Origin of the sequence: Methylomonas sp. MK1 (assembly GCF_000365425.1) — a bacterium.
In the GTDB taxonomy this organism is placed as follows: Bacteria; Pseudomonadota; Gammaproteobacteria; order Methylococcales; family Methylomonadaceae; genus Methylomonas.
Genome location: NZ_AQOV01000002.1, coordinates 214,304 through 239,900, shown reverse-complemented (window position 1 = coordinate 239,900; position 25,597 = coordinate 214,304). Strand labels below are relative to the sequence as shown.

Below are 25,597 nucleotides of genomic sequence, written 5' to 3'. Positions count from 1 at the left end.
TTCTCGACCGATTCGCATTAAAACCAGAGTGAAAAACTGGAGAATACCGACTACTGATATACACTTTTCAACTTACAAGCACACATTCCAAAACCTCATGGGCTTTACTCCGCGCATTATCGTTGGACTAAAAATAGTCGGTATCGCCCTGCTCTACGCCATGTTGGCCAAACTGGTATTGGCTTTTTTTTCCGACAACGGCAATGTCACGCTGGTTTGGTTTCCAGCCGGCCTGGGGATGGCCACCTTTCTGTTGGGCGGTAAGCGCTATTGGCCGGGCGTGTTCATCGGCGCGTTTCTTGCCGGCATGCTGGTCGGCGACTCCTGGCTAATCTCCGCCAGCATCGCTACCGGCAATATCCTGGAATCCTGGCTTGGCGCCTGGCTGCTGCTCGGCAACCCAAGCTTTTCGTTATCGTTGCGGCATCCTCGGGATTTTGCCTGGCTGACGTTGACAGGCATCATCGCCGCCTGCTTTAGCGCACTGATCGGCCCCATGACGTTGTTTTTAAGCAAGTATCTGCCTGCCGACGCCCTGCTGCCCAGTATGCTGCACTGGTGGATGGCCGATGTATTCGGAATCGCCTTGGTCACGCCCTTGATTCTGATCTGGCGACACTGGCCGAAAGACTGGTTTGCCCCCAAACGCGTTTTGGAAACGCTGGCCTTCATAGCAACGAGTTTTTTGAGCGGCCAAGCGGTGTTTTTAAGCTGGTTTCCCAACCTGCTGAGCGCTTACGGCGAAACCTATTGGGCCTTCCTGTTTGTGGTTTGGGCGGCGGTCAGATTCGGCCGTCACGGCGTGTTGCTTTTGGTGACAATGACCGCCATTCAATCCCTGTGGGGTTTGCAGCATCAGTTGGGCGCATTCGCCACCACACACCTGCAAAGCGGCCTGCTAAACATCTGGTTTTACCTATTCATCCTCGCTAGCGTCGGCATACCGCTAGCCCTGACTTTATTCCATCAACAACAAATCAACCAGGCCTTGCAACAAAGTGAAGCCCGCTTGAGTTTTGCATTGGAAACCATCGATACCGGCGCCTGGGACCTGGACTTACAAGATTATTCGGTGCAACGCACAGACATACACGACCAAATCTTCGGCTACAGCCATCTGCTGCCGCATTGGACCTATCATACTTTTCTCGGCCATGTGGCACCGGAGCATCGCGACATGGTCAATGCCGGCTTCCAGCTTGCTCGCACCACGCACAGCAATTGGGATTTCGAATGCCGCATTCGCCGCATCGACGGCGCAATCCGCTGGATTCGCGGCTCCGGTTGCCACCAACTCGGCAATAGCCCGCGTATGACCGGTATTCTGCAAGACATCACTGCATACAAATTGGCTGAAGAAGATCGGCAATTGGGCATGTTGTTTTACCAAAATTGCAGCGAAGCGATGATGATCACCGAAGCGGATGCCACTATCGTCTCGATTAACCCGGCATTCAGCCGCATTACCGGTTATTCCGCCGACGACATAATCGGCAAGAACGCCCGGATTCTGAGCTCTGGCCGGCATGACGATAGTTTTTTTCAAGCCATGTGGCAAACTATCAATACCAAAGGGAAGTGGCAGGGCGAAATCTGGAATAGACGTAAAAACGGCGAACTCTATGTCGAGCAGCTCAACATCAACACCATTTTCGACGGCAACGGTATCCCGCTAAAGCGCATCGGCCTGTTTTTCGACATTACCCAACGTAAGCTCGGAGAAGAACAACTGTGGAAACAGGTTAATTTAGATCCGCTCACGGGTATTGGTAACCGCCGCCTGTTTTACGACAGACTGGAGCAAGACATAAAAAAAGCTCAGCGCGGTGGCTGGTTTTTGGCCTTGCTGGTGGTAGACATCGAGCACTTCAAAGACATTAACGAGCGCTTCGGTTATGCGCAAGGCGACAGCATTTTGCAGGAAGCCGCGCAACGGGTGCTGGCTAATGTCCGCGAAACCGATTTGGTAGCACGAATGGATGGTGCGGAATTTGCGATTATCCTCACCGAACTGGAAAAAATCGACAGCGTGGAGCGCATCGCTAAAATAATTATCGAAAAACTCGCCGAACCGTTTGCGCTGGAACACGACACAGCCCAACTCAATTGCCGTATCGGGATCGCCATCTGCCCTTATGATGCCGACAATACCGAAGCGCTGAAGCAAGCGGCCATGGATGCCGCCAAAAAATCCGCCTCGCAAACTTACCGATTCGCCAATCCGCCGGCCACGTTTTAACCGCGATTCAGCCACGCCTCAACACACGCGCTGCCGCGGAAACACGCAACGGAATTTACTGCCTTTGCCCAGTTGGCTTTCAATGTCCAGCTTGGCATCATGCCTGACCAACACATGTTTGACGATGGCCAAGCCCAAACCGGTGCCGGGGATTTTTTGATTGCGTTTAATTTCCGCGCGGTAAAAGCGTTCGGTAATCCTGGGAATATCCACACTAGAGATCCCGTCACCAAAGTCTTCCACCTCAAAATAAACGCTGCCGTCGGGCTTAGCCCGCCAACTCACTTTAACCGGCGAGCTAGGCTGCGAATATTTCATGGCATTGACCAACAGATTGCTGAAGGCGCTGCGCAATTCCTCCATATCGCCACGTACATTGGCTCGGCTATCCAAAACCAGCTCGACCCGGCGCTCGTCCCGTTCCAGCAGATCGCTTTCCCGGCAAACCTGCCCCAGCAACTCCGGAACATTGACGCATTCGAATTTTTTAGTTTTGCTTTCCAGGCGCGCCAGTAGCAGCAAATCGTCTATCAATGCTTGCATGCGTTCGGTTTGCGCCGCCATGTTTTGAAACGAGCGCGTGTAAGGACCCGTTCCGTCGTCAAGTTCCTGCAAGGTCTCGAGATAACCGCGCAACACGGTAATCGGCGTGCGTAACTCGTGCGACACATTGGCCACAAAGTCGGTGCGCATCCGTTCGATATTCTTCAAATGGGTAACATCCTGAGCCATCAGCAGGCGCAATCCGGCCCCGTAAGGGAAGATACCGATTTGCAAAATCATGTTTTCGTTGATCGGCGATGGAATGCAGATCTTGTTTTGGTAATCCTGATCTTTTAGATACTGAATAAACAGCGGATGCCGCACCAGATTAGGAATCCGTTGGCCATTATCGGATCGTTTCAGCCCCAAAAAATCGTGGGCAACCTTATTGCTCCACTCGATCTCGCCATACGCGCCCAACACCACAATCGCATCGGGTAAGGCGCTGGTGGATTTTCGAAAACTCTCCAGCATCTTGCCGAGCTTTTTCTTGCGGCGTTTCTGACTTTTACGGATTTTATACAGGTGATAGTAGATGTCGCCCCAGATGCCTTTAAAATCGGGCCGTTCGCCGATTCCGCCCTGACTGAGCCAACGTTCCAGCTTGTTGATGCTGATGGTCTGCCTGATATACAGAAATAGCGTAATCGCCAACAAAAAATGACTGAAATGCCCGACAAAAAAACTCAGCACCAAAGCCGGTATCAGTAAAGCAATCGCAATATTTATTTCCCGCTGCCAACGCTGCATGAATAATCAGTCTGCCATCGAAAAGCGGTAACCGAATCCGCGTACGGTCTGGATCAGTTCCTCGCGGCCGTATTCGGCCAGGATTTTGCGCAGGCGGCGAATATGCACATCCACAGTTCGTTCCTCGATGTACACGCTACGGCCCCAGACCTGATCCAGCAAATGGGTGCGGCTGTAAACCTTATCGGGATTGGTCATAAAAAACTGCATCAATCTAAACTCGGTAGGACTGACTTCCAGACTGCGGCCGGCGATAGTCAGCTTGTGTTGCTCGGCGTCCAGGGTCAGGTCGCCTACGCTGAGCAGGCCGGATTCCGACAGCTTACCGCTGCGGCGCATCACAGCCTTGATCCGGGCGATGAGTTCTTTCGGCGAAAAAGGCTTGGTCACATAATCGTCGGCACCAATTTCCAAACCGCGAATCTTGTCTTCTTCCTCGCCGCGCGCGGTGAGCAAAATGATAGGCAATTCCTTGTAGCCCGGCTCGTTTTTCAGGCGTCGAGCCAGTTCAACACCGCTAATGCCCGGCAGCATCCAGTCCAGGATAATTAGATCCACCATGTTATCGGCCAGACTCTCCCTTGCCTGCTCGGCGCTACCAACGGCGATCACAGTCAGGTTGGCCTGCTCCAACACCATGACCAGCATCTCCCTGATAGCTTCTTCGTCTTCCACGACCAGGATTTTCAAGTTCGACATAAGCATGTTTAGTCTAAAGGTCCAATGATCCTGTTAAGTTAGCAGCGTCATATTACCATTTTGTGACAGAAAACCGGCCAACCCGGCGGCTATCGACCTTTGCCGGCGCTCGGCGGCTGCCCCGCCGTTCCGTTATCGCCGACCGGCGCGGCAAAAGCATCGGAAATCAAGGCGCCGACGTTACCGCCGCTCAGCGCTTCCAAAAACACTACCAGGTCGGCGCTTTCCTGCGCGGACAATCCCAGCGGTTTGAGCAAGGGCGATAAATTTTCGTTGGCCGCGCCGCCTTGATTGTAAAACTTCACCACCTCTGCCAAAGTCGGCAAGGAACCGTTATGCATGTAGGGCGCACTGAGCGCGACATTACGCAGCGACGGGGTTTTGTAAGCCCAGCGGTCGGCGGGATTTTGACTGATCTCGTAATAGCCCAGATCGCCCGGTTTATCAGCATTCAGACCTTTCAGATTGTCGCTATTTACCTCCACAAACAAGCCGGGCGCGACTTGCACTCTTTGCTTTTCCGGGACTTTTTGCATGGACTCGGTATAGCCGATACCAGTGTTATGGCGCTTTTGATCGGTAAATAAGGCGGATTTTTCACCGATGCTATGGCAAGCACTGCAACCGGCTTTGCCGGTGAATAAGGCAAAGCCGCGCTGGGCCGTCTCGCTCAGTGCGTCTTTTTGTTTGCCGAAATACCAACGGTCGAACGGCGAATCGGCCGCATTCAAAGTGCGCTGATAACTAGCCAAAGCCTGACCGATGGTTTCCATCGTCGGCCCTTTGTTGAAGGCTTTTTCGAACAGCCCGCGATAATCGGCGCTGGTTTTTAGCTTATCCACTACATAGCCGATGGACGGGTTCGCCATTTCATTATGCGCCAGCAGCGGCCCCCAGGCTTGCTGCTCCAGACTGTTCTCTCGGCCATCATGAAACAACAATTGCGCATAACCGACGTTATATAAGGACGGACTGTTGCGCCGGACGCTACGCCCCTCAATCCCCACCGCGGTGGTCATTTCGTTGTTACTAAAACCCTGCTCCGGGATATGGCAGATCGCGCAGGAAAAGGTATTGTTCAACGATAACCGCCGGTCGAAGAACAGCTTACGGCCCAGCGCGATTTTGGATGGCGTGAGCGGATTGTCTTCAGGCACTGGCAATTTCGGCAACCCCAGCAACGGCTTTTGCGCAAACACCAGCAAATTAGTCGGCTGACCCAGACGCTGGGCCAGCGCTAAGGAGCGAGTTTGGTAATCGGCTTGTTGGTAGTTTTGCTTATTGTCGCCGGGCTGAAACAACATTTCAGCCTGTGCCGGTAGCGGCGCGGCTTGCGGTTTGGCGTCGGCCAGCAAGGTTTTTACATCGTTGATCAGGGTGTCGGCATGCAGAAAATCCACGCTATAAATGTTACGGACGTTCTTGTCTTTATCGATCAAATACACCCGCAGCAAATGCGAAAACGTACCAGTGAACTGGCCTTTGTCGTCGTAGACTTTTTGCACGTTTTGTTGGTAACCGTCGAGGATCGGCTGCAAAGCGGCCTCGTCGCGCGTAGTCAGAAACTGCCAATCAAAATCCCCGGTTTTAAAGCCCTCGCCGTAATGGCGCATCATTTCCGGCGTGTCTTGCGTGGGGTTGAAGCTCAGCGTTAATAATCTGAGTTTGTCAGCCAACTCCGGCTGTTTTTGCAATTGCCGGCTGATTTTTTGCAACACCTGGGTTGCCAACGGGCAGCCGTTGACGTCGCTGCAAGCGGCGTAGATGAAGCTGAGTATTATGATTTTGTCGCCCATCAAGTCGTGGAGTTTTTTGGGCTGGTTGTTGGTGGTTAGGACTTCGCCGTTGGCGGCTGGATTGATAATCGGCAGGGTGTAGGTGCCGGGTTTTGCCGGTTCGAAAGGTAGGGCGGTGTAGCCGGGGGCTAAGGGTTTAGTTTCCTGCGCTTGGCTTATTGGCATCACCAGGTTAAAGAGGAAGCATAGGAGCCCTATCGTTCCCACGCTCCAGCGTGGGAATGCTGCGGCGGACGCTCGGGCGTCGGGGTGCAGACAATGTAAACTCTGGCGATAAGGGTGTTTCATGGATGGTGTTTACTCATTTGGTGCCGCTGACGCGACGGCTTGATTTAATGTCGGGTCTCGGCCCGACAGCCGAGATACTTTCTTTTGCGTCGCCAAAAGAAAGTATCCAAAGAAAAGGCGACCCGGATGCCGCTTATTTCCTGCGCTCCTCGCTTTTGAACGGGGTCGCCGAAAGGGGCTTCCTGCCCCTTCGGCAACGCGATGCATCCATGCATCGCCCCTACGGGCTATTCCATCCAAAAGCTCCGGTGCTCGGCGCGGCATAGGGGATAAAACCATCCCGGAATATCAAAATTAACTATCGCGAACGATGCGCTTAACGTTGTTCAGCACATCTACGGCCCTACCGACCGAAGTGAAAACTTAAAAAAACTCAGCATTTTCAGCTATTAGTTGACCGATTTCTGTTTGCACCAGCATTGAAGACTGACTGATACGCACAGATTGAAGTTTGTTCGGGTTTAAAAAACTATATTTATCAGAGCCTTTTCTGGAATTGCTTGTAAACCTTACAATTGGGCGTAGTGTGTTCCGATCAAATAAAAACATGCTACCACCTAATGAATGATCATTCTTGGTCCCCTCGTTAACTTGAACCAGCGCAACGTAATGATCCGAGCAAAACTCCGTGTAATCTTCAATCCATGAAAAATCGATGATTACATTACGTCTGTCCATAACACCATGAAGTTTTCCATCTTTAAGGCGTATCATGTGAAAGCCGCAGTGTTCCTCTGCTAGCTCATCCGATATTGCCGATTTTTTCTCCATTTGTTTTGGTGAGCCGTTAAAACCTAAAACTATTTTTAACGCGGAATCAACCCCGTCCGCCAACTTTCCCTGTGGATAATTCTTCTCATATTGACTATCTAATGGGCAATAATAACTACGATCTCCCAGAGACTTAATTCTTAACAGCTGTTCAAACAATACTTCTTTTTTTTCACCGATCAATCGAATAACCGCACCACCTTGATTTGCTTTGGCTTCCAATACTGGATAGTTATTCTGTTTGGCTCGAAGTACACGAATACCATAACCCTTATATTGCCCATAAACCATCCATTCGCGGTCATCCTGTATTTCAATGTAATTGTCAGGCATAGGAAGATATAAATGAGGCATGCCTTTTTTTGGTTCAGTCAGTTGGGCATCCATGTATACGCCAAGCGTGGCATTAGACTGGATCATTTGTCGTTCGGGCCAAGTCACTTCAATTCCACAAGGATCGAGCGTCATGAACGCCATTTTTCCACTTAGAAACAGCGTTTTTTCCTGCTCATTAGCTTCTCGCAATTGGCGCAAATGCAACTGGTAGACGCCTAAAAATACGGCAATCATTAAAATACCCGACAACCACAAACCCCGAGCACCTAGAAGCCCTATTTGTACGAATGCGGCGCAAGCCATCAGAATTAGAGCTTCAATCCAGATAATAGCGCCCCACCCCCAGGCAGTAATCGGTGACATTCCCCCATTTTCGTTGACAAGTATTTCATTACAGAGGGGCAAAGTAGCTGCGAATCCAACCATAAATAAAACCGACCAGACCGGTTTTTTTTCACTGATTACTTTAAAGAATACTGAAATAAAGAATACGTTTGCATAAACGGCCCATCCGTTACTCATCCAACCAAACGGTATCCCGAGTAACAATATATAAATACCATTTAGAGTCTCTCCTCCAAATCCATATTTAAACCCTGGAAAAAAGAGCGAAAAAAACCAGAGACAAAGAGCAGCTATAGCCAAGTGTGAAGGCTCAATACGTAGTTTGGCTAATTGCATTTTCCTAAACTCATAATTTAAAAGACGTAAGGTGCATTGAGTATTTTGGCACTAATCATTCGGCGCATTACGCTACCGCTAATGCACCCTACAAAACTTCGTAAATAATAAGCTGCGGATTTAGCGCGGGGTTTCTCCCGTATGCCGCGCCGAGCACCGGGGCTTTTATCGAGATCAGCCCGAAGGGGCGCCGCAGGGATGCGGTGCGTCGGCGGAGGGGCTGGGAAGTCCCTTCTGCCGACCCTCGATAAAAGCTTCGGAGCGCAGGATCAAAGCGGCATCCGGGCCGCCTTTTCTTTGGATACTTTCTTTTGGCGGAGCAAAAGAAAGTATCTCGGCCGTCGGGCCGAGACCCGACTTTAAAACACCAGTCGCGATAGCGACACCAAATTAATAATGACCTTTACCCCAGACTGCATCTAATTTACGTCACAACCTTTTCAGCAACCGCCTTAAGCAATTGCAACAACTCCTTTTGCGCGCTCCGCTTGATCTCAACGGCATAGGCCGTCATAAACCTATTTCTGACAACGCCGTCTCAAATGGAATGCTGGGTTCGTCTTTTCGTTCAGCAATTGCGGCTAAATCAGCCAAGTCTTCCATGAGTTCTTGATAGTCGGCTATTGGCAGAATGACTGCCGTTTTTTCGCCATTCGCATCGGTAATAAACTGAGGTTGAGCATTCATGACTAGTCTCCACGGCACACGACCATTACATTCCTATTCGCATCTTCAGATAATACTGCATACCTCATGGCCTTTATAAACAAATCGTCATAAAGGCCACGGTCATTTTCAACTGAAATGCATTACAACTAACTTACGGCGCTTTGCCATATAAAGCATACGCCCCAAACCGCATTTGATGCGCCCTACCCAGCTTCTCTTTATTGAAATCAATCGAGAACTGCTCGGTCAACTTGCTGCCATCCCAGCTATAGGCTTTGAAGAATTGCTCGTTGTCCGCGCCTTTCTTATCCCAGTTCGCCAGCAGCGACGAGGTGTAATACAGGCGTTTGCCGTCCCAGCTGGAAGACACCATATTGACCTGGGCGCCGATTTTTTGCTCGAACACTTGTTTGGGGTGGAAAGGGTCGCTGATGTCGAAGCGGCGGGTCTTGCCGTCCATAAAGGTGTTGACCCACAAGGTTTTATCGTCGCTGGAGATGGAAATATCTACCGGCAGCGGGATTTTGGCCGGTTCGCCGATGTCCGCGACATCCTTGGCTTGCCATTCGCCCTTATCATCTTGATGAATCAACCAGATTTTGGAAGTCAACGCGGTGCTGGTGAAGCAGTAGTTATGCTCTTCCGCCCAGGCGCAACGAATTTCTAATGGCGCACCCGGTACGTCGAAGACTTTTTTCGGCTGGCGGCTGTGTAGGTCCCATTGCACCACGGTGTTGCCGAAGCGTTTCATCGCTTCCGGGTCGGCCAGCATTTTGCCGAAGTCCATCATGTAATTCGACCAGCCGGTAAACGACGAGGTCAGCATCAAGTTTTTACGCGGCAATACCCGCACGTCGTAGTTATAGCCGTCGGCGTATTTACCGGATTTGATCGCGCCTTCTAAGTTGCTGTCGGTCGGCAGCCAGTAGGTGGCGATGTAGTCGCCGGCGTTGCTGTATTCCACAATCGCGGTGCGGCCGCCGTGATCTTTGTTATTTGACAAGCCGGTGATGATCATCCGGCCCGGCAAGGCGTACAAGCTGTGCGGGCCGACTACGCCGCCGCTCTTGGCCACGAAATCGGTGATGGTTTTGCTGAGCTTGGGTTTGGCCGGGTCGGTAGACACGTCGAAGATGAAAATCTTGTTGGTATCCAGACCGCCGGCCCACAGAAATTTACGGTCGTCGGTAAAGTCGGAATGGTGAGCTTCGTTGCGGCCGCCGACCGACAGGCTGCCGATCACCTTGCCGTACTTGGCCGACTTGGGATTGACGTCGACGGTGACCAGCTTGTCCTGCTCGTCGCCAATGCCTTCCGCGCCCAAGGTCCAGATGTACACGAAATCCTCCTGGCCGGTGATTTTCGCCATATACGGCGAGGCGCAGGTTTCGTCGGCGCTGGCGGACAAGCTGGCGGTGCCGAGCATTAGCGCGGCGGTAAAGGTGCTTAGTTTAAATGTCATGGTGTTCTCTCCCCTTGTTGTTATTGTACCCACGCTTCAGCGCGGGAATGTATGTTGAACCGCTCCTGCGGTTCGGGACGCTGGAGCGTCCCTGGCTCGGTTCCAACGCCGGAGCGTGGGAACCATAAGTCATCATCAATCGCCCGTGGTCGGGTCAATGATGGTGGTAATTTGTTCAATGCGATTGGCCGGAAAACCACCATGCTCGGCGTGTTCGCGAATCGCTTGTTCGTTCTCGGCGATATAAATGCAATACACCTTGTCGCCGGTGACATAGCTGTGCAGCCATTGGATACGCGGCCCCATGTCGCGCAACACGCCGCAGGATTTTTGGGAAATGCCTTGCAACTCGGCCTGCGTCAGCTGGCCGGCGCCGGGAATGTCGCGTTCGATGATGTACTTGGGCATGATGATCTCCTAATAAATGACCGGTCGTCTAATTTGCCGGCGTTAAAAAATGCTGCCGGGTGGGCAGCGGTTATTTGTTTGTCATGTCTGATTTACGCTTTAATCCGATGCTTCCAATAACCCGGTTCTTGTCGCATATGCATCACGGCGATGATGTATATCGCATCCTCTCGAACGCTGTAAACAATGCCGAAAGGGAAGTGAGGTAGTTTGCATTTGCGAACATCGCCCGCTAATTTGCGATATAGCAATGGTCGGTGAGCGATTTTTGCTGCCGCGTCCTCAACAGCATCGACAAAACGCTGCCCCAACTCCGCTTGTTTTTCCCGATAATACAAGGTAGCTGCATTCGCTTCGGTCAATGCCTCATCATTCCAAATAACCAGCATTAGGCAAGGCTTGCGCGCAATTGAGCCATCGCTGATTCGTGATCGACGAGTCGAGCCGTTCCGTTATCAATGGCAGCACAACGGCGCTGAATTTCTTCCTGCCATGCAGCCGAAACGGGAAAGTCTTCCTCAAAATCCAAGGATTCCAATAGCGTTTCAGCAATGAAGGCGCGAATTGCTGGTTCCAATTGCATCGCGGCGTCAATGATGCGTTTAGGGTCGTTGTTCATAATTCGTTGCTCCGGTGGAATGTCCAAAGTTGTTACCTCTTTAAAAGTTGCGCTTCCGGCGTCTAGCATGTCTAAGGTTCTTTAAGACTTTATTCGTTCCAACGGCTTCTTTTGATCTCGCCAGTTCTGCAAGCTAATCGGACCGTCAGCCAAATCATCTACCAATATTTCCTTTCCATCAATACGCACCCAAAACGACTCCCAACGATGCATATGAGTGTCTTGACTCTCAAAAAAATCAACCGGCCAATATTGCTTTCCATCTATGTCTTGTGGCTCTTTAGCAGTGGTTAATATTGCCGCATGCACCTTACCTTGCGATTTTTGATCGATATAGTCCGACCACGCTTTGATTTCGGGAAGCTCGAAAATCAATGCTTCCGCATTATCGACCGCGAGTTCTGTAGGAATCGCTTCCGACTTTTTGGGAGGCTCTACTGGGTTCTCTGAAACAACGGCTACCACCGCTTCTGGCTTTTCAACAAGTTCAACAGCAGGCCGTTCTGACTTATTTGAGGAGGTTGTTTCAGATTGCTCGGAACATCCCCCTAAACAAAAACACAATGGAATCAGGATAAATAGGATTTTCAAAAAACTCCTCCAAAAGCAATATCGTTCATGACAGTTTGCAGAAAACCGTATCGATTCACGCTCTAAAATAATCATCCAACAAATCCCGACAAACCGCCTGCAAAGGCTCCACTGATTGTTCGACCTTCATCCGCAATAGCGCCCCCTGCCAACCGTTCAACATCAAATCCGCCATACTTTTCGCCGAGCGATCCAGTCTTACGGAACCTTGCTTTTGGCCGCGTTCCAACGCCGCTTGCTGTAACGCACTATACCTGCCGACGGCATCCAATAAGGCATCGCGGCATAAGGGACTGGTGTCGCCGATCTCGCCCATTAAATTGCCCAGCAGACAACCGCCCTTGAAACCGGTTTGCGCCACCTCGGCTATCAATCCCAAGTAGTAAGCCTTCAAAGCCGCCAAGCCGTCCGTTTCCGGGTTTTGCAAATATCCCGACAGCCGTTGAATGAACGGCTCGATGTAATGATGAATTGCTTCCGCCGCGAAGCGTTCCTTACTTTCAAAATAAGCGTAAAACGAGCCCTTGGGAATTTGCACGGTATCCAGGATCTCTTTCAAGCCGGTGGCGTGATAGCCTTTTTCCAGCAGTAAGCTGACGCCCTGCTCCAGGAGCTTGTCTTTTTTGAGCTGTTTGGGTGCCAATTTCGCCATGGGCCGCATTATGCGACCGGTCGTCTTATTTTGTAAATAAGTTTTTTCTTATTTACAAAATAACCGCCTGTTCTTTGTAGGTCAGGGTGCGCGGCAGCATTCCCTGACAATTTAAACTTGTTAGGTAAACGCATTCACGGCAACGAGACCTACCTGAGATTGTTTATCGCCCTGTAACCGAAAACAAGCAAGCGCCAGACCTCAACAAATTAGCCCCTTTCAGCAAGGCAACTAGCGATTTTTCCGCCCTAATATGCTATTTTGAACGCTCTGTTATTTTTCCCTACCCAACCAGCAACATGAGCATAAAATCAGACAAATGGATTCGCCGCATGGCCGAGCAACACGGCATGATAGAGCCGTTTCAGGCCGGGCAAGTCCGTGAATCCGCGCAAGGCCGCATCATTTCTTACGGCACCTCCAGCTACGGTTACGACGTACGCTGCTCCAACGAATTTAAAATCTTCACCAACATCAATTCCACCATCGTCGATCCCAAAGACTTTGACGAAGGCAGCTTTGTGGATGTGAAATCCGATGTCTGCATTATTCCGCCCAACTCGTTTGCGCTGGCGCGTACCGTGGAGTTTTTCCGGATTCCGCGCGATGTGCTCGTCATCTGTCTGGGTAAATCGACCTACGCTCGCTGCGGCATTATCGTCAATGTCACGCCGCTGGAACCGGAGTGGGAAGGTCATGTGACGCTGGAGTTTTCCAACACCACCCCACTGCCCGCAAAAATCTACGCCAACGAAGGCGTCGCCCAGATGCTGTTTTTCGGCGGCGATGAAGTCTGCGAAACCTCTTACAAGGATCGCGGCGGCAAATACCAAGGCCAAACCGGAGTTACCTTGCCCAAGGCTTGAGTGCCCGATTATTTAAACGCCACCTCACAATCCATTAAATACATGATGCCGACCAGTCAAACCGAGACGCTCGACCAGTATTATCAGCAAGTTCAAGACATTATCCTGAAACGCCAGGATTGGATAAGTGGCCTGTTACCGGCCAGCACCGCCGTCACCACCCACGGCAATTACACCGACGCCTGGGTGCGGGACAATGTCTATAGCATCTTGGCAGCCTGGGGCCTGGGGCTGGCATACCGTAAAGTGGGGGGGCAACAGGAACGCACCTATCTACTGGAACAAAGCGTCGTCAAACTGATGCGCGGTCTGTTGACGGCGATGATGCGGCAAGCGGCAAAGGTCGAAAAATTCAAGCACAGCCAGGACCCGCTGGACGCGCTGCATGCCAAATACAAAACCACTAGCGGTGAAGTGGTGGTGGGCGACAGCGAATGGGGCCATTTGCAACTGGACGCGACCTCCTTATTCTTGCTGATGCTGGCGCAAATGACCGCCTCGGGCTTGCGGATTGTGTTCAGCATCGACGAAGTCAATTTCGTGCAAAACCTGGTGCATTACGTCAGCCGGGCTTATCGCACGCCAGACTATGGCATCTGGGAACGCGGCAATAAAATGAATCACGGTCTGGCGGAATTGAATGCCAGCTCGATAGGCATGGCCAAGGCCGCGCTGGAAGCCATGTCAGGCTGCAATTTGTTCGGCAAGGACGGAGGGCAAACTGCGATCATCCACGTGATCAGCGACGACATCGCCCGCACCCGCATCACCTTGGAAGCTCTGCTGCCGCGCGAATCCATTTCTAAGGAAGTCGATTCGGCGGTGCTCAGCGTTACCGGCTTTCCGGCCTTCGCGGTAGACAATAAAGCGCTACGCGAACGCACCGAAGGCTTGATAATCGACAAACTGCAAGGCCGCTACGGCTGCAAACGCTTCTTGTTGGACGGCCATCAAACGGTCATCGAAGACCATCAACGCTTGCATTACGAACCGCACGAATTAAAACAGTTCATGGACATCGAATGCGAATGGCCGCTGTTTTTCTGCTACTTATTACTGAATAAGCTGTTTGCCGGCGATACTGAAGGGGTTGGCGATTATCGCCGCCGCCTGGAAGACCTGCTGGTGGAACAAAACGGCCAATGGCTGTTGCCCGAACTTTACATCGTGCCGGAAAGCGCCATCAGCGCCGAAAAGCGCCATCCGCATAGCCAAACTCGCGTCCCCAACGAAAACGTGCCGCTGGTCTGGGCGCAGAGTCTGTATATCCTGGGCGGATTATTGCAAGACGGCTTGATCAGCGTGGACGACATCGATCCGCTGGGGCGCTACAAATCCACCCGCTTATACCCCAACTCTACTTTGCAGATCGCCTTGCTGGCGGAAGATGAACAAGTCCAGGCCGAATTGCGCGAGCGCGGTATTCCGTCGCAAACTTTAACTGAAATCGCGCCGATCCAAGTGCGAGACGCCAGCGAATTAGCCGCCGCTTACACCCAAGTGGGCCGCAACGACCGTATTGGACTCACTGGTCGGCCCTTAAGGCAACTACGCACGCTAGCCACCTCCAAGCTTTACGTGCTTGCAGGCGAACCTTTATTGTTTTTACCGCAATTTATGAACCAAAAAGGATTCTACATTGCGATGGACAACCAGTTGCTGATTCAACGGTTGCGTACCGAACTGGCCTACATCATCCGCCACTGGGACAACCCCGCGCAGCCTCTATTGGTCATCAATATCAAGCACAACATGCTCGGCAATGAAGACCGGCAAGTGTTGCTGGGCTTTATCGAACAACTCAGCCAGGGCAATGTGCAAGGCACGCCGGTTAAGCTCGGGCTATTAACCGATTTTGTCCAAACCGCCAGCCACGAAAAAATCGGCAACCTGCACGGTTTTAGTTTCTCGGAAGCCAGTTGGGAAGAAGTCGAACGCCCTTTCGCCAATTTGCTGGCCCACAACAACCAAGCCTCGCAAGCACTGGATAGCTTCGTATTGACCGAGTGGGAAATCGGTGACGACAACCAACTAGTGGAACAGTTGCGCAATAACCCCAACCTCTATGCCCAGTTGGAAGCCCTCACCTTACTCTGCCAACGTCACGGGCTTGATTACGACACCGGCTTACGCAACGATGATAACCAGCCGGGACGGGTGCGCGACTTTTTGGAAGAAGTCTATGTCCGAGCCGGCGACCGCCACGCCTGGAATGTGGTACGTCGCTGCGCCAGCTTACTGGGCAAATACGATATTAACCTGGAGCAAGCCGCCACCGAGATTCTGGTGCGCCAGCATGGCTTGACCGTGGGCCGCGCCTACAGCGGCAAGGCCACCTTGCGCCGTCCGACCGACTCCTGGCAAATCCTGGACACCATCCGCACCTTTAATCCCAACGACAGCAGCCAGCAGATCATCGTGCAGGAATTGATTATCTACCTGGGCATGCTGATCAAGTTAAAGCCGGAACTGTTCGCCGACATGCACACGATCCGGGTCGGCCACATTCTGCAATTGATTATCGCCCGACAAAAACGTCTGAGCAGCAGCTCGCTGGATCAGGCGTTTAGCGATATTTTGTCCCTGCCGCCACATCAAGTCGCGGACTTATTGCAAGAGACCCTGGAAGATTACAACAACAGTGAAAACCAGCTCGGCCAAGTCGAAACCCTGCACTGCGAAGGTCCGCATCGCGATTTAACCGCAGCGCGTTTCCCTGAATCGATGAACCCGAAAGACCGCGGCGACGCCGACGATTGGTATGCTTGGCGCGAACAGCAAGGCAGCGTCGGCCGTGAGAACGAAGCCTTCTTCGCCGGGGTCTGGGACTTGCTGCATCATTGTAAAGGCCTGATGGTTGGTGAAAAATACAATAGCAAACGCCGGATCGACAGCGAGATCATGCTGGCGCAAATGACCGCCGGCGAACAAAGCTTCAGGCTGCATATCAACCATATTCTGAATAAAATTCAAGCGCCGGTTTACCGGCAATTGAGCGTCGAAGCCTTACGCGCACTGGCATCCATCGTCCGCGATTATCCGGATCTATACATTGACGACACCTTGGTCACGGATATTTTGATCGGCCATGCGGTCAGAATCAGCTGGCTACAGCAGCATCCGCAATACCGCGATCATTACGAAGAATGCGTATCGCTGGCTTGGCAAGCGTTTTACCAGCTGCCGCCGCATGCGCTGGCCAACGCGATACTCGATGCTTTGATCCACTTGCTCAATAACGCCACCCCAACCTCATGAGGACGCATATGATTCTAGCCGGCGACATTGGCGGAACCAAAACGGTTCTGGCCTTACTCGACAGACAAGCCGACGGCACGCTGAGCTGTTTACAAGAACAAACCTTTGCCAGCGGCGAGTTTCAAACCTTTGAGGAAATTCTGGATCTGTTTCTGAGCGACACTCCAATAGTGTCGTCAGCCTGTTTCGGCATCGCCGGCCCGGTGGTCAATCAACGCTGTCAGACGACGAATTTGCCCTGGCTGGTGGACGGCGAACAGCTCAAACTCCGCTTGAGCACCGAACGCGTGAAATTGTTGAACGATCTGGAAGCGATGGCGATTGGCATGCTTCATCTGCAAGACCAGGACTTCATCGAACTCAACCCCAATGCAGAACCGCAAACCGGCAACATCGCCGTAATCGCCGCCGGCACCGGTCTCGGCGAAGCGATGCTGCATTGGGACGGCAACCAGTATCACCCCATCGCCACCGAAGGCGGTCATTGCGATTTTGCGCCGCAAAACCCGCAACAAGACCAACTTTTGACTTATCTGCGCGACCGTTATCCTGCTCATGTCAGCTGCGAACGGGTGTTGTCCGGTATCGGCTTCAGCAATATCTACGATTTTCTGGCGCACATCCGCTTTGCCCCGCCCTGCCCGGCAGTGCCTCCGGCAGCCGAAGCGCGCGGTGTGGATCGTAATGCGTTGATTTCCCGCCTGGGCGTGGACGGCGAAGACCCCTTGTGCCGCGAAACCGTGCGCTTGTTTGCGGAACTTTACGGCGCCGAAGCCGGTAACTTAGCCTTAAAAGCCTTCGCTACCGGCGGCGTATTCATCGGCGGCGGTATCGGCCCGAAAATCAGATCGGCTTTGGAATCCGGGGAATTTATCCAGGCTTTTGTCGCCAAGGGCCGGTTTCAACCCATGCTCGCCAAATTGTCGGTTAAGTTGGCTTTGAATCCGCGCACCCCCTTGCTGGGGGCGATGCATTACTTTGCCGGTCAATAAGCATTTGGTATTGATCCATATAAAAAGGTACGGCACTGTCGGAATCGGCTAGGCTTATAAAACAACCTTTTAAATAAGCCTTTGCTAGAGTTACGTGCTAGCACGTGTAGCCGAGTCATGGTCCAATCCAAGCAGAAACAAGCCAGTTTGCAAAAATCGCTATCAATCCTTCAAGCCGCGCTCGACTCCAGCACCGACGCTATATTGGTAGTCGATCTGTTCGGCAAAATCGCCACCTTCAATCCTCAATTCATGCGGATTTGGGGCATCCCGGCAGGTTCTTTAAAGATCGGCGACGACGAAAAATCGCTGACTTATGCCCTGAAACTCCTAAAAAATCGAACCGCCTTCCTAAACCGCATCAAAGAGATTTATAAATACCCCAAGCAACGCTACGCCAGCGAACTGGAATTTAAAGACGGCCGCGTTATCGAAAGCTATTGCCAACCACAATATCTGGACGGCCAACCGGCCGGCCGGGTTTGGAGTTTTCGGGACATCACCGAGCAAAAAACCTCGCGCAGGCGCTTAGCCCAATTAAGCTTTGGCATGGATCAAATGCACGACAGCGCTTATTTGATTACCGAGAATGCCAGCTTCATCTACGTCAACAACCAATCTTGCAAGGCTTTGGGCTATAGCCATCAAGAACTGTTGCGGTTGAGCGTATTTGATGTAGACCCTTGCTTTCCACGGCAAGTCTGGGCCGCGCATTGGGCGGAACTGAAAATTAAGCGTTCGAATAAGTTGGAAACCATCCACAAAACCAAGGATGGCAGGCTATTTCCGGTGGAAGTGGTGGCCAATTATTTCGAATACGCCAACGTCGGCTATAACTTGGCTATCGCTCGGGACATTACCGAACGTAAGCGTATCGAAGAAGCCCTACAACAGGCCGCACTGATTTATCAAAACAGCAGCGAGGCCATGTTGTTGGCAGACTCAGATGATCGCATCCTCACAATCAACGCCGCGTTTACCACCATTACCGGCTACCAATCCGATGAAGTAGTCGGTAAGCACATAGACATTCTAAACAGCAGCAGCCACAGCGAAGCCATGTGGCAAGCCATTCAAAGCAAGGGCAGTTGGCAGGGCGAAATTTGGGACAAGCGTAAGAACGGCGAGATATATGCCAAGTGGTTAACCGTCAATACCATCTTCGATGCTCAGCAGACCATGCAGCGGCGGGTGGCTTTATTTTCCGATATTACCGAAAAGAAAAAAACCGAAGGCGTGATCTGGCAACAAGCCAATTTCGACCCATTAACCCAATTGCCGAATCGGCGCATGTTTTACGACCGGCTGAGCCAGGACATCAAAAAAGCCCACCGGGAACATAAGCGTCTGGCCCTGTTGTTTATCGATCTGGACTTATTCAAGGAAGTGAACGACACCCTGGGACACGACATGGGCGACGAGTTGCTGCAAATCGCCGCCCAACGCATTTTGGCGAGCGTGCGGGAGACCGATACCGTAGCCCGCCTGGGCGGCGACGAATTTACTGTGATCCTGAGCGATGTCGGCGACCCCGGCAACGCCGAGCGCATAGCCGGCAACCTGTTGCACAAAATGACGGAATGCTTTCAGTTGGGTAACGAAATTGCCTATATTTCCACCAGTATCGGCATCGCTTTTTACCCGGACGATGCCGACAACCTGAAATCTCTGTTAAAGCATGCGGACCAGGCAATGTATGCCGCCAAGCGCCAGGGCCGGAATCAATATTGTTTCTTCATCCCGACCATGCAGGAATCCGCGCAGGCGCGGCTACGGCTAAGCAATGACCTACGACTGGCCTTGGCGGGGCAGCAGTTTTATCTGTGTTACCAACCCATCGTCGAACTGGCTACCAATACTGTGCGGAAAGCGGAAGCACTGATCCGCTGGCAACATCCGACACGCGGCCTGATCAACCCGGCGGATTTTATTCCGATTGCCGAAGAAACCGGTTTGATCAGCAGTATAGGCAATTGGATTTTTCAGGAAGCCGCCGAACAAACCAGCCGCTGGCGGCAATCGATACACGAAAAATTCCAGATCAGTATCAATAAGTCGCCGGTCCAGTTTCGGAATGAACGCGACAGTCATCGCGATTGGCTGGACACACTGGAGGCGCTGAGTCTTTCCGGGCAAAGCGTCGTCATCGAAATTACCGAAGGCCTGTTACTGGATGCCAATAGCAGCGTGGCCGAGCAACTGCTGTCGTTCCGCGACGCAGGTATTCAGGTGTCGCTGGATGATTTCGGCACCGGCTATTCCTCGTTGTCTTATCTGAAAAAGTTCGACATCGATTACCTGAAGATTGATCAGAGCTTCGTCCGCAATCTGGCGATAGGCTCCGACGACATGGCCTTATGCGAGGCAATCATCGTGATGGCCCACAAACTGGGAATAAAAGTGATTGCCGAAGGCATAGAAACCTCAAGCCAACGGGATTTGCTTACTGCGGCAGGTTGCGATTTCGGACAAGGCTATTTGTTCGCAAAGCCATTACCGGCTCAGGAATTTGAGAAATTGTTTGCCGATTGTAAGCTTTAAAAAGTCGATGTTTGCGGGGTGCCAAATAGGCATAAACATCGAGAAAACAGTGTTATTTAGTTGGGAGCCACCGAGAAAACAGGTCTTCCGGTGGCAGCCGTTAATCAATCCAGCTTGGATTGATTAGATGCGTCCTTAGTGAGCGGCGCTGTAAACTTTCATCATTTCTTTGTAAAGTTCCAGAGTAGCTTTCAAGCTAGCTGAGGCGTTGGCGTCGCCTTTTTCGATCTCATCGCGGGCAACTTTAAGTTTGTCACCAGCTCTTTGACGCAAACGCTCGGTTTGCTCGTAGCGGAACTCTTTTTGTGACTGACGAACGTCGCCGAGTGCTTTCAAAGTGCCTTCTTTGTCGCCTTTTTCCAGCAAACTTACAGCTTCCTCTACTTTGGCAACGGTAGCTTCACCGGCTGCACGAACTTTGGCGTCGCCAGCGCTGTTTGCATTAGCTGATGTGGAAACTAATGCTGCGGCGATCACTAAAAATGAAGCCAAGGTTTTTTTTACTGTGTTCATACAAATCCTATCAATTGATATTTAAGTGTTTTTTTAAACCACATTAAAATTACAAATTTATGACTGTATATTTTAATCCGGTTGCTTGCTCAAAGCCTTTTCATACTACCATAGATTCTGGAAATAACAGCAAAAGAGGGAAAAATAACTCAATTACCACAAGCTAAAAACGGTATTGATTATTGCACCGTCAGCCCGGCAATGTGCTTGATAAACCCCGTCTCATTGACGAAGGTAATATCGTACATTTTGGTTAGCCCCAACACCTGCTCATCACTAACACCCAAGACCAGTAACAGAAAGTTTTCCTTGGCGATATCCAGTCTGCGCCGCATTTTGCAGTATTTTTCGATAAAGGAACGAAATTCTCCGGATTTACACTCTATAAATACCGGTATACGCCCATTAATTAGAAAAAACACATCCACTTCATATTTATCTTCATTCGCAAACTGAATATTAAAGTTTCTTAAGCAAGAGAAAAGTCCTTTACTTTCGTAGAAGTGTTTCAGCAATTTCATAAACACATACCACTCCAACCATTCACCATTAAAAAATCCGACGATGGCCGACATACTCTGTAAAGTTAGATGGACTCTCTTTTCATTTTTATTATAAAAATACTTGGCGACAAACGAGAATTCGTACAGGTTTTTACAAAATCCGGTAATCGTTTTAATTTGATTTTGACTGTAATCGTTTAAATTCAAAACTACCGATGCGTAGTTATTTCTTTGGGCTTTTCTAATTTTATCCAGTACATCCTGCAAGACCGGGAAGTTATCGCCCAACTCAACCGCCACTTCATCATAAAAACCTTGCGTATCCAAGGCATTATGATTTACTTCGACCTGAACATTCTTACGCTCAAACCAGCTGATAATAGGCTTGTATTGCATGCTATTGGTCATCACCGCAGTATTATGCAAATCCACGTCTTCGACTTTAAGCAAGCGCGTGTCGGATCGCAAAACTTCCGCAACGGGGCTCCCCGCCTGCTCTAACTCTCGATATTTACCCAACAACACGCCGTATTTATCGATCAGTTTCTTCACAAAAACTACGGTATCGTGAATTGCCGATGCTTGTTCGCAAACCGGGCATTTAACCGTTTTGCCCACATGTTCATTCGGCACTTCACGTATATAGGCACAATTGTTACAGCGCAGAATTGCCATAAGGCGTCCTTGAATATTTAGTACGATAATGAATATGCTTGGCTGGATTGAGAATAACCACTTAATCAGCTTGCGCTAAAACAGGCGTTTAGCTCATCCCGTTTTATGAGAAACCGGCTTATTGCAATAGCCGTAGATACTTCACTGCTACATAACGGGACCTCGTGCATTCGCTGGAGAGCTGCATTTTGACGCTAACAATCCAACCTCAATCTAACGGGCAATCCGCGCCGCTATGTCACAAATCACCCCAACCGTCCTGCAATTGTAGACATGCCTGCACAGACCTCAACCGGAAAATACGGCAAAAATACCTATCTAACTGATCTAAAACAAAAAAATCAGACAAGCAGACTGATTTTAAATCTGGATCAAAATTTGCTGAGAAGCTTAAAACGGCTGCACAAGCCTTATCCCGCACTCTCGATTACAGGTGATTTATGAGCAAAATCGGCATTTTTTTCGGAACGGATACCGGCAGCACCCGGCTAGTGGCAAAAAAGATTTTCAGTTTGTTGGGCGAAGAGCTGGCCGACAAGCCCAAAAACATCAATCGGGTTAAACCCGAAGAACTATTGCAATACGACGCGCTGATATTGGGTACTCCCAGCTACGGCATAGGCGACTTGCCCGGTTTGGGAGCCGGATGCCAGGAGCGCAGCTGGCAAGAGTTCGTACCAACCCTGAATGGTGTCGATCTCTCCGGCAAACGGATCGCGCTATTCGGCTTGGGCCATCAAGAACGCTACGCCTCGCGCTTCGCCAGCTCCCTGATCCAACTTTACCGGGTATTCTACGGATTCGGCGCCGAGATGATCGGCCGCTGGAGCACGGAAGGCTATACCTTCGAACATTCCGACTCGGTGATCGACGATCAATTCGTCGGCCTGGTACTAGACCAACGCGGCCAACCGCATTTGACCGACGAGCGCATCAGAGTCTGGCTGGCGCAAGTCACGCCGCAGCTGTTGCCGGTCTTGGCGGAGGCCGCCTAGATGTTGGCCTCATCCTTAGCAGAACAAGATCAATTTGATCTAACCCCGTTGGCCGACTGCTCCCATTGCGCTTACCGGGATACCTTGCTTGCCACCGGCACCTGCAAGCCGGGTGATCGCTGCGTAGTAGCGGAAAGCGGTCGGCAAATCGACCGGTTTTTCAAAGCGCATCCGGTCTACGCGTTAAATTACACCCAAGACCCGTTCTGGGAACGGCGCGCAATTGCGGCCCAGTATCTGCCGACCAATCATTTACGCCCCTTATTGACCGACCCCGACGAGGCCGTGCGCCGGGTACTGGCTTATCGTGTGCCGGTGGAATGGCTGCTGGAATTAAGCCAGGACAGCGACCGGGAAGTCAGAGTCACGGTGGCCGACCGCCTGCCGGAAACCCAACTCGAGTTAATGGCCAACGATCCGGATTACCTAGTACGCACTTACGTTGCCAAACGCTTGCCCAAGGGCCGACTATTCCGTTTAGTCGCCGACCCGGACAATGAAGTGCGCCGCACCGTCGCAGAGCGCATACCCAGCGTGAGTTTGGGCTTGATGGCCAACGATCAAGAAGTGAACATCCGCCGTATCGTCGCGCAGCGCATGGAAGTCGACGATCTAGCCATGATGAGCAAGGACGAAGACTGGACCGTGCGCTATGAAGTGGCGCTGCGCGCCGAGCCGGAACTGCTGAAGCAGATGCTTGACGACGCCGACGAAGAAGTCAGTTTTACCGCTCGTGAGCGCTGGGAAGCCTTAGCGATGGAGGCAACGCATGCCGCAGACTGAACACATCGTCGGCCTGACCTATGCGGACCGCCTGCGGATGGCGACCGAGTCCCGCCACCAAGCCTTGAAAGAACGACTGGGCTCCGACTTGGCAACCTTAACTTCTTTGATGGGCCCGATGAGCGACGGCCCGGAATGGCCGGCGGGGGCTGCCTGGCTGGCCGCGCGGCATGGCCAAAACGCCTGCGTGATCTCCGATGGCTTATCCGACCCCTGGGTGGAGCGCGACAGACCGGAAACCGGCCTGGGCTTGGAAGTGTTTATCGAAAGCCCGGATTCCGGCGCCGCCGAGAACGCACCGCTCGCCAAATTCGCCGACACCTGGTTATTTCCGCTGACCGCCGAAGTCAGCCATACCTTGGCCGGCTTCCCGCGTTTAAGCGAAAGGCTATTGAACGGGGAACTGCTATCGATGGAATTTGCTATCGATCACATCAAGGACGGCCGCGGCCAAATTGGCGCCTTATTGGGGGCTAATAGCGAACCCGCCAAAACTTTAACGCTTGCAGGCGGCGAAATAAAGCTCATCGCCATCACCTTGCTGACCGGTAGGGAATTGAAGTATCTGCGCGGCAAAGGCGAACTGGCGCGTCACGAGCTGGCCGACAAATTGAAAACAGCCGGTGTCGGCCATCTGTCCTTACTCCACCGACCCTCGCTGGTCTAAACCGCACCCTATCGCATGACTATTACTCCCGAAATAGACGCCTGGTTGCTGGAAAACGGCTTTCAATTGGACCTCAATCCGCACGGCAAGCACCCATTGATTCTGTCCGCCCAACAAGGCCGGGCCGATGTACTGAACTATCTGCTGGAGCAAGGTGCAGATCTTAACGCGCTGGACGCTTACGGCAACAACGCGCTGTGGGCCGCATGTTTTGCCGAAGCGGGCGATTGCATCGGCTTGTTGCTAGAGGCCGGCATCGATATTAATTATCAAAATCCCAGTGGCGCCAGCGCCCTGACTTATGCATCCTCCAGTGGCAAACACGCTGTGGTCAAGCAATTGCTGGAAGCCGGCGCCGATCCGCTACTCAGTACGCAGGACGATTTCAGCGCGCTGGATTTGGCCGCCAATCGCCAATGTTTGCAGTTGCTGCGCAGTGCGGTAAAAGCCTCGCAGGCATAGCGCCACTGGACATTTTTTTACTCGGAATTTAAATAGCTTCGCTCCCGCGCAGGCGGGAGACGAGCGGCTACACTGGATTCGCTGTGGGACCTATTAGTTCTCCAGCCTTACCTGAGTGCATAAGGATCGCATGCACCAATAGCACTCCGCCCCAAATAAACAGAGATGGTTAACCACCAATCTAAACCCCAAGCCGGATAAGCCCGCCTATTGCCGCAAGCCCAGCGTGGGCATAGAATGCGGCCTTTCCTAACATACTCCGAGGACGCACCATGTCAGACTCTTATTGGTTTAGAACCGGCGAAGCCACCGTATTTTCCAGCGACGGCCAAGGCACCGACGCGATGCCGGAAATTCTGATTGGCGACGTCAAAGGCCCGGCCGGTCATGCTTTTGCCAATCTGATGGGCCAAACCGCAGGCCACACGCGCATGTTTGCGATCCGCGCCACCAACCAACAAGTGCGTCCGGCCACCATCATGGTGCCTAAGGTCACAATCAAATCCTCGGCTTACGTCAACTTGTTGGGCGGCCCGGTACAGTCCGCAGTAGCCGACGCGGTGATTGATAGCGTCGCCGACGGCATTATTCCGCGCCTGCAAGCTAACGAGTTGTGCATCATCGCCATGATCTGGATAGATCCCTCCTGCGCCACTAACCCCGAATTGGACCGCAAGGATTTGTATCGCACCAACTACGAAGCCATGAAACTGGCGATTTCCAGAGCGATGAGCAATTCGCCGAGCATCGACGAACTGATAGCCAACCGCCACAAAATCTTCCACGAAATGTACGACCCGGAGACTGGCGAGTCGCAGTGGTAAGCGTATAACTAAGC

At 51.8% G+C, this 25,597-nt stretch carries 25 protein-coding genes; 12 read left to right on the top strand and 13 right to left on the bottom strand.

All coding sequences use genetic code 11. The features are described 5' to 3' along the window. The first annotated feature begins 97 nt into the window (after positions 1-97). Positions 98-2,239, top strand: a complete 2,142-nt coding sequence (locus G006_RS27225) for a sensor domain-containing diguanylate cyclase (RefSeq protein WP_020484613.1) — start codon at positions 98-100, stop codon at positions 2,237-2,239. 18 nt (positions 2,240-2,257) lie between these two features. Here G006_RS27225 and phoR read toward each other — a convergent pair whose 3' ends face one another. From phoR to G006_RS25885, 3 genes are all read right to left on the bottom strand, one after another. Continuing rightward, positions 2,258-3,532, bottom strand: coding sequence for a phosphate regulon sensor histidine kinase PhoR (phoR, locus tag G006_RS0117965; RefSeq protein WP_020484612.1), 1,275 nt, complete (start codon positions 3,530-3,532; stop codon positions 2,258-2,260). Positions 3,533-3,538: 6 nt separating this feature from the next. Then, on the bottom strand, positions 3,539-4,231 hold the full coding sequence (gene phoB, locus G006_RS0117960; protein WP_020484611.1) for a phosphate regulon transcriptional regulator PhoB: 693 nt from the start codon (positions 4,229-4,231) through the stop codon (positions 3,539-3,541). Between the two features lie 89 nt (positions 4,232-4,320). Continuing rightward, complete coding sequence (locus G006_RS25885; RefSeq protein ID WP_020484610.1) at positions 4,321-6,192, bottom strand: cytochrome c peroxidase; 1,872 nt, start codon at positions 6,190-6,192, stop codon at positions 4,321-4,323. Positions 6,193-6,317: 125 nt separating this feature from the next. Here G006_RS25885 and G006_RS28675 point away from each other — a divergent pair, with 125 nt between their 5' ends. Beyond that, a complete protein-coding gene (locus G006_RS28675) occupies positions 6,318-6,581 on the top strand; it encodes a hypothetical protein (RefSeq protein ID WP_020484609.1) in 264 nt (87 codons plus the stop codon). 97 nt (positions 6,582-6,678) lie between these two features. Here the strand turns inward: G006_RS28675 and G006_RS0117945 are convergent, their stop codons facing one another. The 8 genes from G006_RS0117945 to G006_RS0117905 all read right to left on the bottom strand — a co-directional run bounded on the left by G006_RS0117945 (position 6,679) and on the right by G006_RS0117905 (position 12,504). After that, positions 6,679-8,103: a hypothetical protein gene (locus G006_RS0117945; RefSeq protein WP_020484608.1), complete on the bottom strand. Its 1,425-nt coding sequence runs from the start codon at positions 8,101-8,103 to the stop codon at positions 6,679-6,681. A 510-nt stretch (positions 8,104-8,613) separates the two neighbouring features. Beyond that, positions 8,614-8,790 carry a hypothetical protein gene (locus G006_RS28920; RefSeq protein WP_020484606.1) on the bottom strand — a complete coding sequence of 59 codons (177 nt, stop codon included), beginning with the start codon at positions 8,788-8,790 and terminating at the stop codon, positions 8,614-8,616. Between the two features lie 133 nt (positions 8,791-8,923). Continuing rightward, positions 8,924-10,234, bottom strand: coding sequence for a selenium-binding protein SBP56-related protein (locus tag G006_RS0117930; RefSeq protein ID WP_020484605.1), 1,311 nt, complete (start codon positions 10,232-10,234; stop codon positions 8,924-8,926). A 135-nt stretch (positions 10,235-10,369) separates the two neighbouring features. Beyond that, a complete protein-coding gene (locus G006_RS0117925; protein WP_020484604.1) occupies positions 10,370-10,642 on the bottom strand; it encodes a DUF4242 domain-containing protein in 273 nt (90 codons plus the stop codon). Positions 10,643-10,734: 92 nt separating this feature from the next. Then, positions 10,735-11,031 (bottom strand): type II toxin-antitoxin system RelE/ParE family toxin, encoded by a 297-nt coding sequence (locus G006_RS0117920; RefSeq protein ID WP_020484603.1) that lies wholly within the window; start codon positions 11,029-11,031, stop codon positions 10,735-10,737. Beyond that, positions 11,031-11,261, bottom strand: a complete 231-nt coding sequence (locus G006_RS0117915; protein ID WP_020484602.1) for an addiction module protein — start codon at positions 11,259-11,261, stop codon at positions 11,031-11,033. Before G006_RS0117915 ends, G006_RS0117920 begins: the two co-directional genes overlap by 1 nt. 81 nt (positions 11,262-11,342) lie before the next feature. Further along, complete coding sequence (locus tag G006_RS27220) at positions 11,343-11,852, bottom strand: hypothetical protein (RefSeq protein WP_020484601.1); 510 nt, start codon at positions 11,850-11,852, stop codon at positions 11,343-11,345. 55 nt (positions 11,853-11,907) lie between these two features. Further along, positions 11,908-12,504 carry a TetR/AcrR family transcriptional regulator gene (locus G006_RS0117905; protein WP_020484600.1) on the bottom strand — a complete coding sequence of 199 codons (597 nt, stop codon included), beginning with the start codon at positions 12,502-12,504 and terminating at the stop codon, positions 11,908-11,910. 299 nt (positions 12,505-12,803) lie between these two features. Between G006_RS0117905 and dcd the strand changes: the two genes are divergently transcribed. The 4 genes from dcd (at position 12,804) to G006_RS25875 (ending at position 20,161) form a co-directional block, all read left to right on the top strand. Beyond that, entirely contained in the window at positions 12,804-13,370 is a 567-nt protein-coding gene (dcd, locus tag G006_RS0117900; RefSeq protein ID WP_020484599.1) for a dCTP deaminase, read from the top strand. After that, on the top strand, positions 13,371-16,628 hold the full coding sequence (locus G006_RS0117895; protein ID WP_020484598.1) for a glycoside hydrolase family 15 protein: 3,258 nt from the start codon (positions 13,371-13,373) through the stop codon (positions 16,626-16,628). 8 nt (positions 16,629-16,636) lie between these two features. Further along, positions 16,637-17,620 (top strand): glucokinase, encoded by a 984-nt coding sequence (glk, locus tag G006_RS0117890; protein ID WP_020484597.1) that lies wholly within the window; start codon positions 16,637-16,639, stop codon positions 17,618-17,620. A 117-nt stretch (positions 17,621-17,737) separates the two neighbouring features. Next, a complete protein-coding gene (locus G006_RS25875) occupies positions 17,738-20,161 on the top strand; it encodes a sensor domain-containing protein (protein WP_020484596.1) in 2,424 nt (807 codons plus the stop codon). Positions 20,162-20,296: 135 nt separating this feature from the next. Here the strand turns inward: G006_RS25875 and G006_RS0117880 are convergent, their stop codons facing one another. Then, a complete protein-coding gene (locus tag G006_RS0117880; protein WP_020484595.1) occupies positions 20,297-20,674 on the bottom strand; it encodes a hypothetical protein in 378 nt (125 codons plus the stop codon). Between the two features lie 179 nt (positions 20,675-20,853). Continuing rightward, positions 20,854-21,852, bottom strand: coding sequence for a hypothetical protein (locus G006_RS0117875; RefSeq protein ID WP_020484594.1), 999 nt, complete (start codon positions 21,850-21,852; stop codon positions 20,854-20,856). A gap of 273 nt (positions 21,853-22,125) precedes the next feature. Between G006_RS0117875 and G006_RS28670 the strand changes: the two genes are divergently transcribed. The 6 genes from G006_RS28670 to fae all read left to right on the top strand — a co-directional run bounded on the left by G006_RS28670 (position 22,126) and on the right by fae (position 25,583). Continuing rightward, positions 22,126-22,296 carry a hypothetical protein gene (locus tag G006_RS28670; RefSeq protein WP_020484593.1) on the top strand — a complete coding sequence of 57 codons (171 nt, stop codon included), beginning with the start codon at positions 22,126-22,128 and terminating at the stop codon, positions 22,294-22,296. Beyond that, positions 22,293-22,847: a flavodoxin gene (locus tag G006_RS0117865; protein WP_020484592.1), complete on the top strand. Its 555-nt coding sequence runs from the start codon at positions 22,293-22,295 to the stop codon at positions 22,845-22,847. The genes G006_RS28670 and G006_RS0117865 overlap by 4 nt, the downstream gene beginning before the upstream one ends. Continuing rightward, the gene (locus G006_RS0117860) at positions 22,848-23,630 is read left to right on the top strand and encodes a 4Fe4S-binding leucine-rich repeat protein (RefSeq protein ID WP_020484591.1); all 783 of its coding nucleotides are present in this window, start codon (positions 22,848-22,850) and stop codon (positions 23,628-23,630) included. It abuts the gene before it with no gap. Continuing rightward, positions 23,617-24,297: a hypothetical protein gene (locus G006_RS0117855; protein ID WP_020484590.1), complete on the top strand. Its 681-nt coding sequence runs from the start codon at positions 23,617-23,619 to the stop codon at positions 24,295-24,297. The genes G006_RS0117860 and G006_RS0117855 overlap by 14 nt, the downstream gene beginning before the upstream one ends. A 15-nt stretch (positions 24,298-24,312) precedes the next feature. Then, positions 24,313-24,759, top strand: a complete 447-nt coding sequence (locus G006_RS0117850) for an ankyrin repeat domain-containing protein (RefSeq protein WP_020484589.1) — start codon at positions 24,313-24,315, stop codon at positions 24,757-24,759. A gap of 272 nt (positions 24,760-25,031) precedes the next feature. Then, positions 25,032-25,583: a formaldehyde-activating enzyme gene (gene fae, locus G006_RS0117845; RefSeq protein ID WP_020484588.1), complete on the top strand. Its 552-nt coding sequence runs from the start codon at positions 25,032-25,034 to the stop codon at positions 25,581-25,583. Positions 25,584-25,597: the final 14 nt, after the last annotated feature.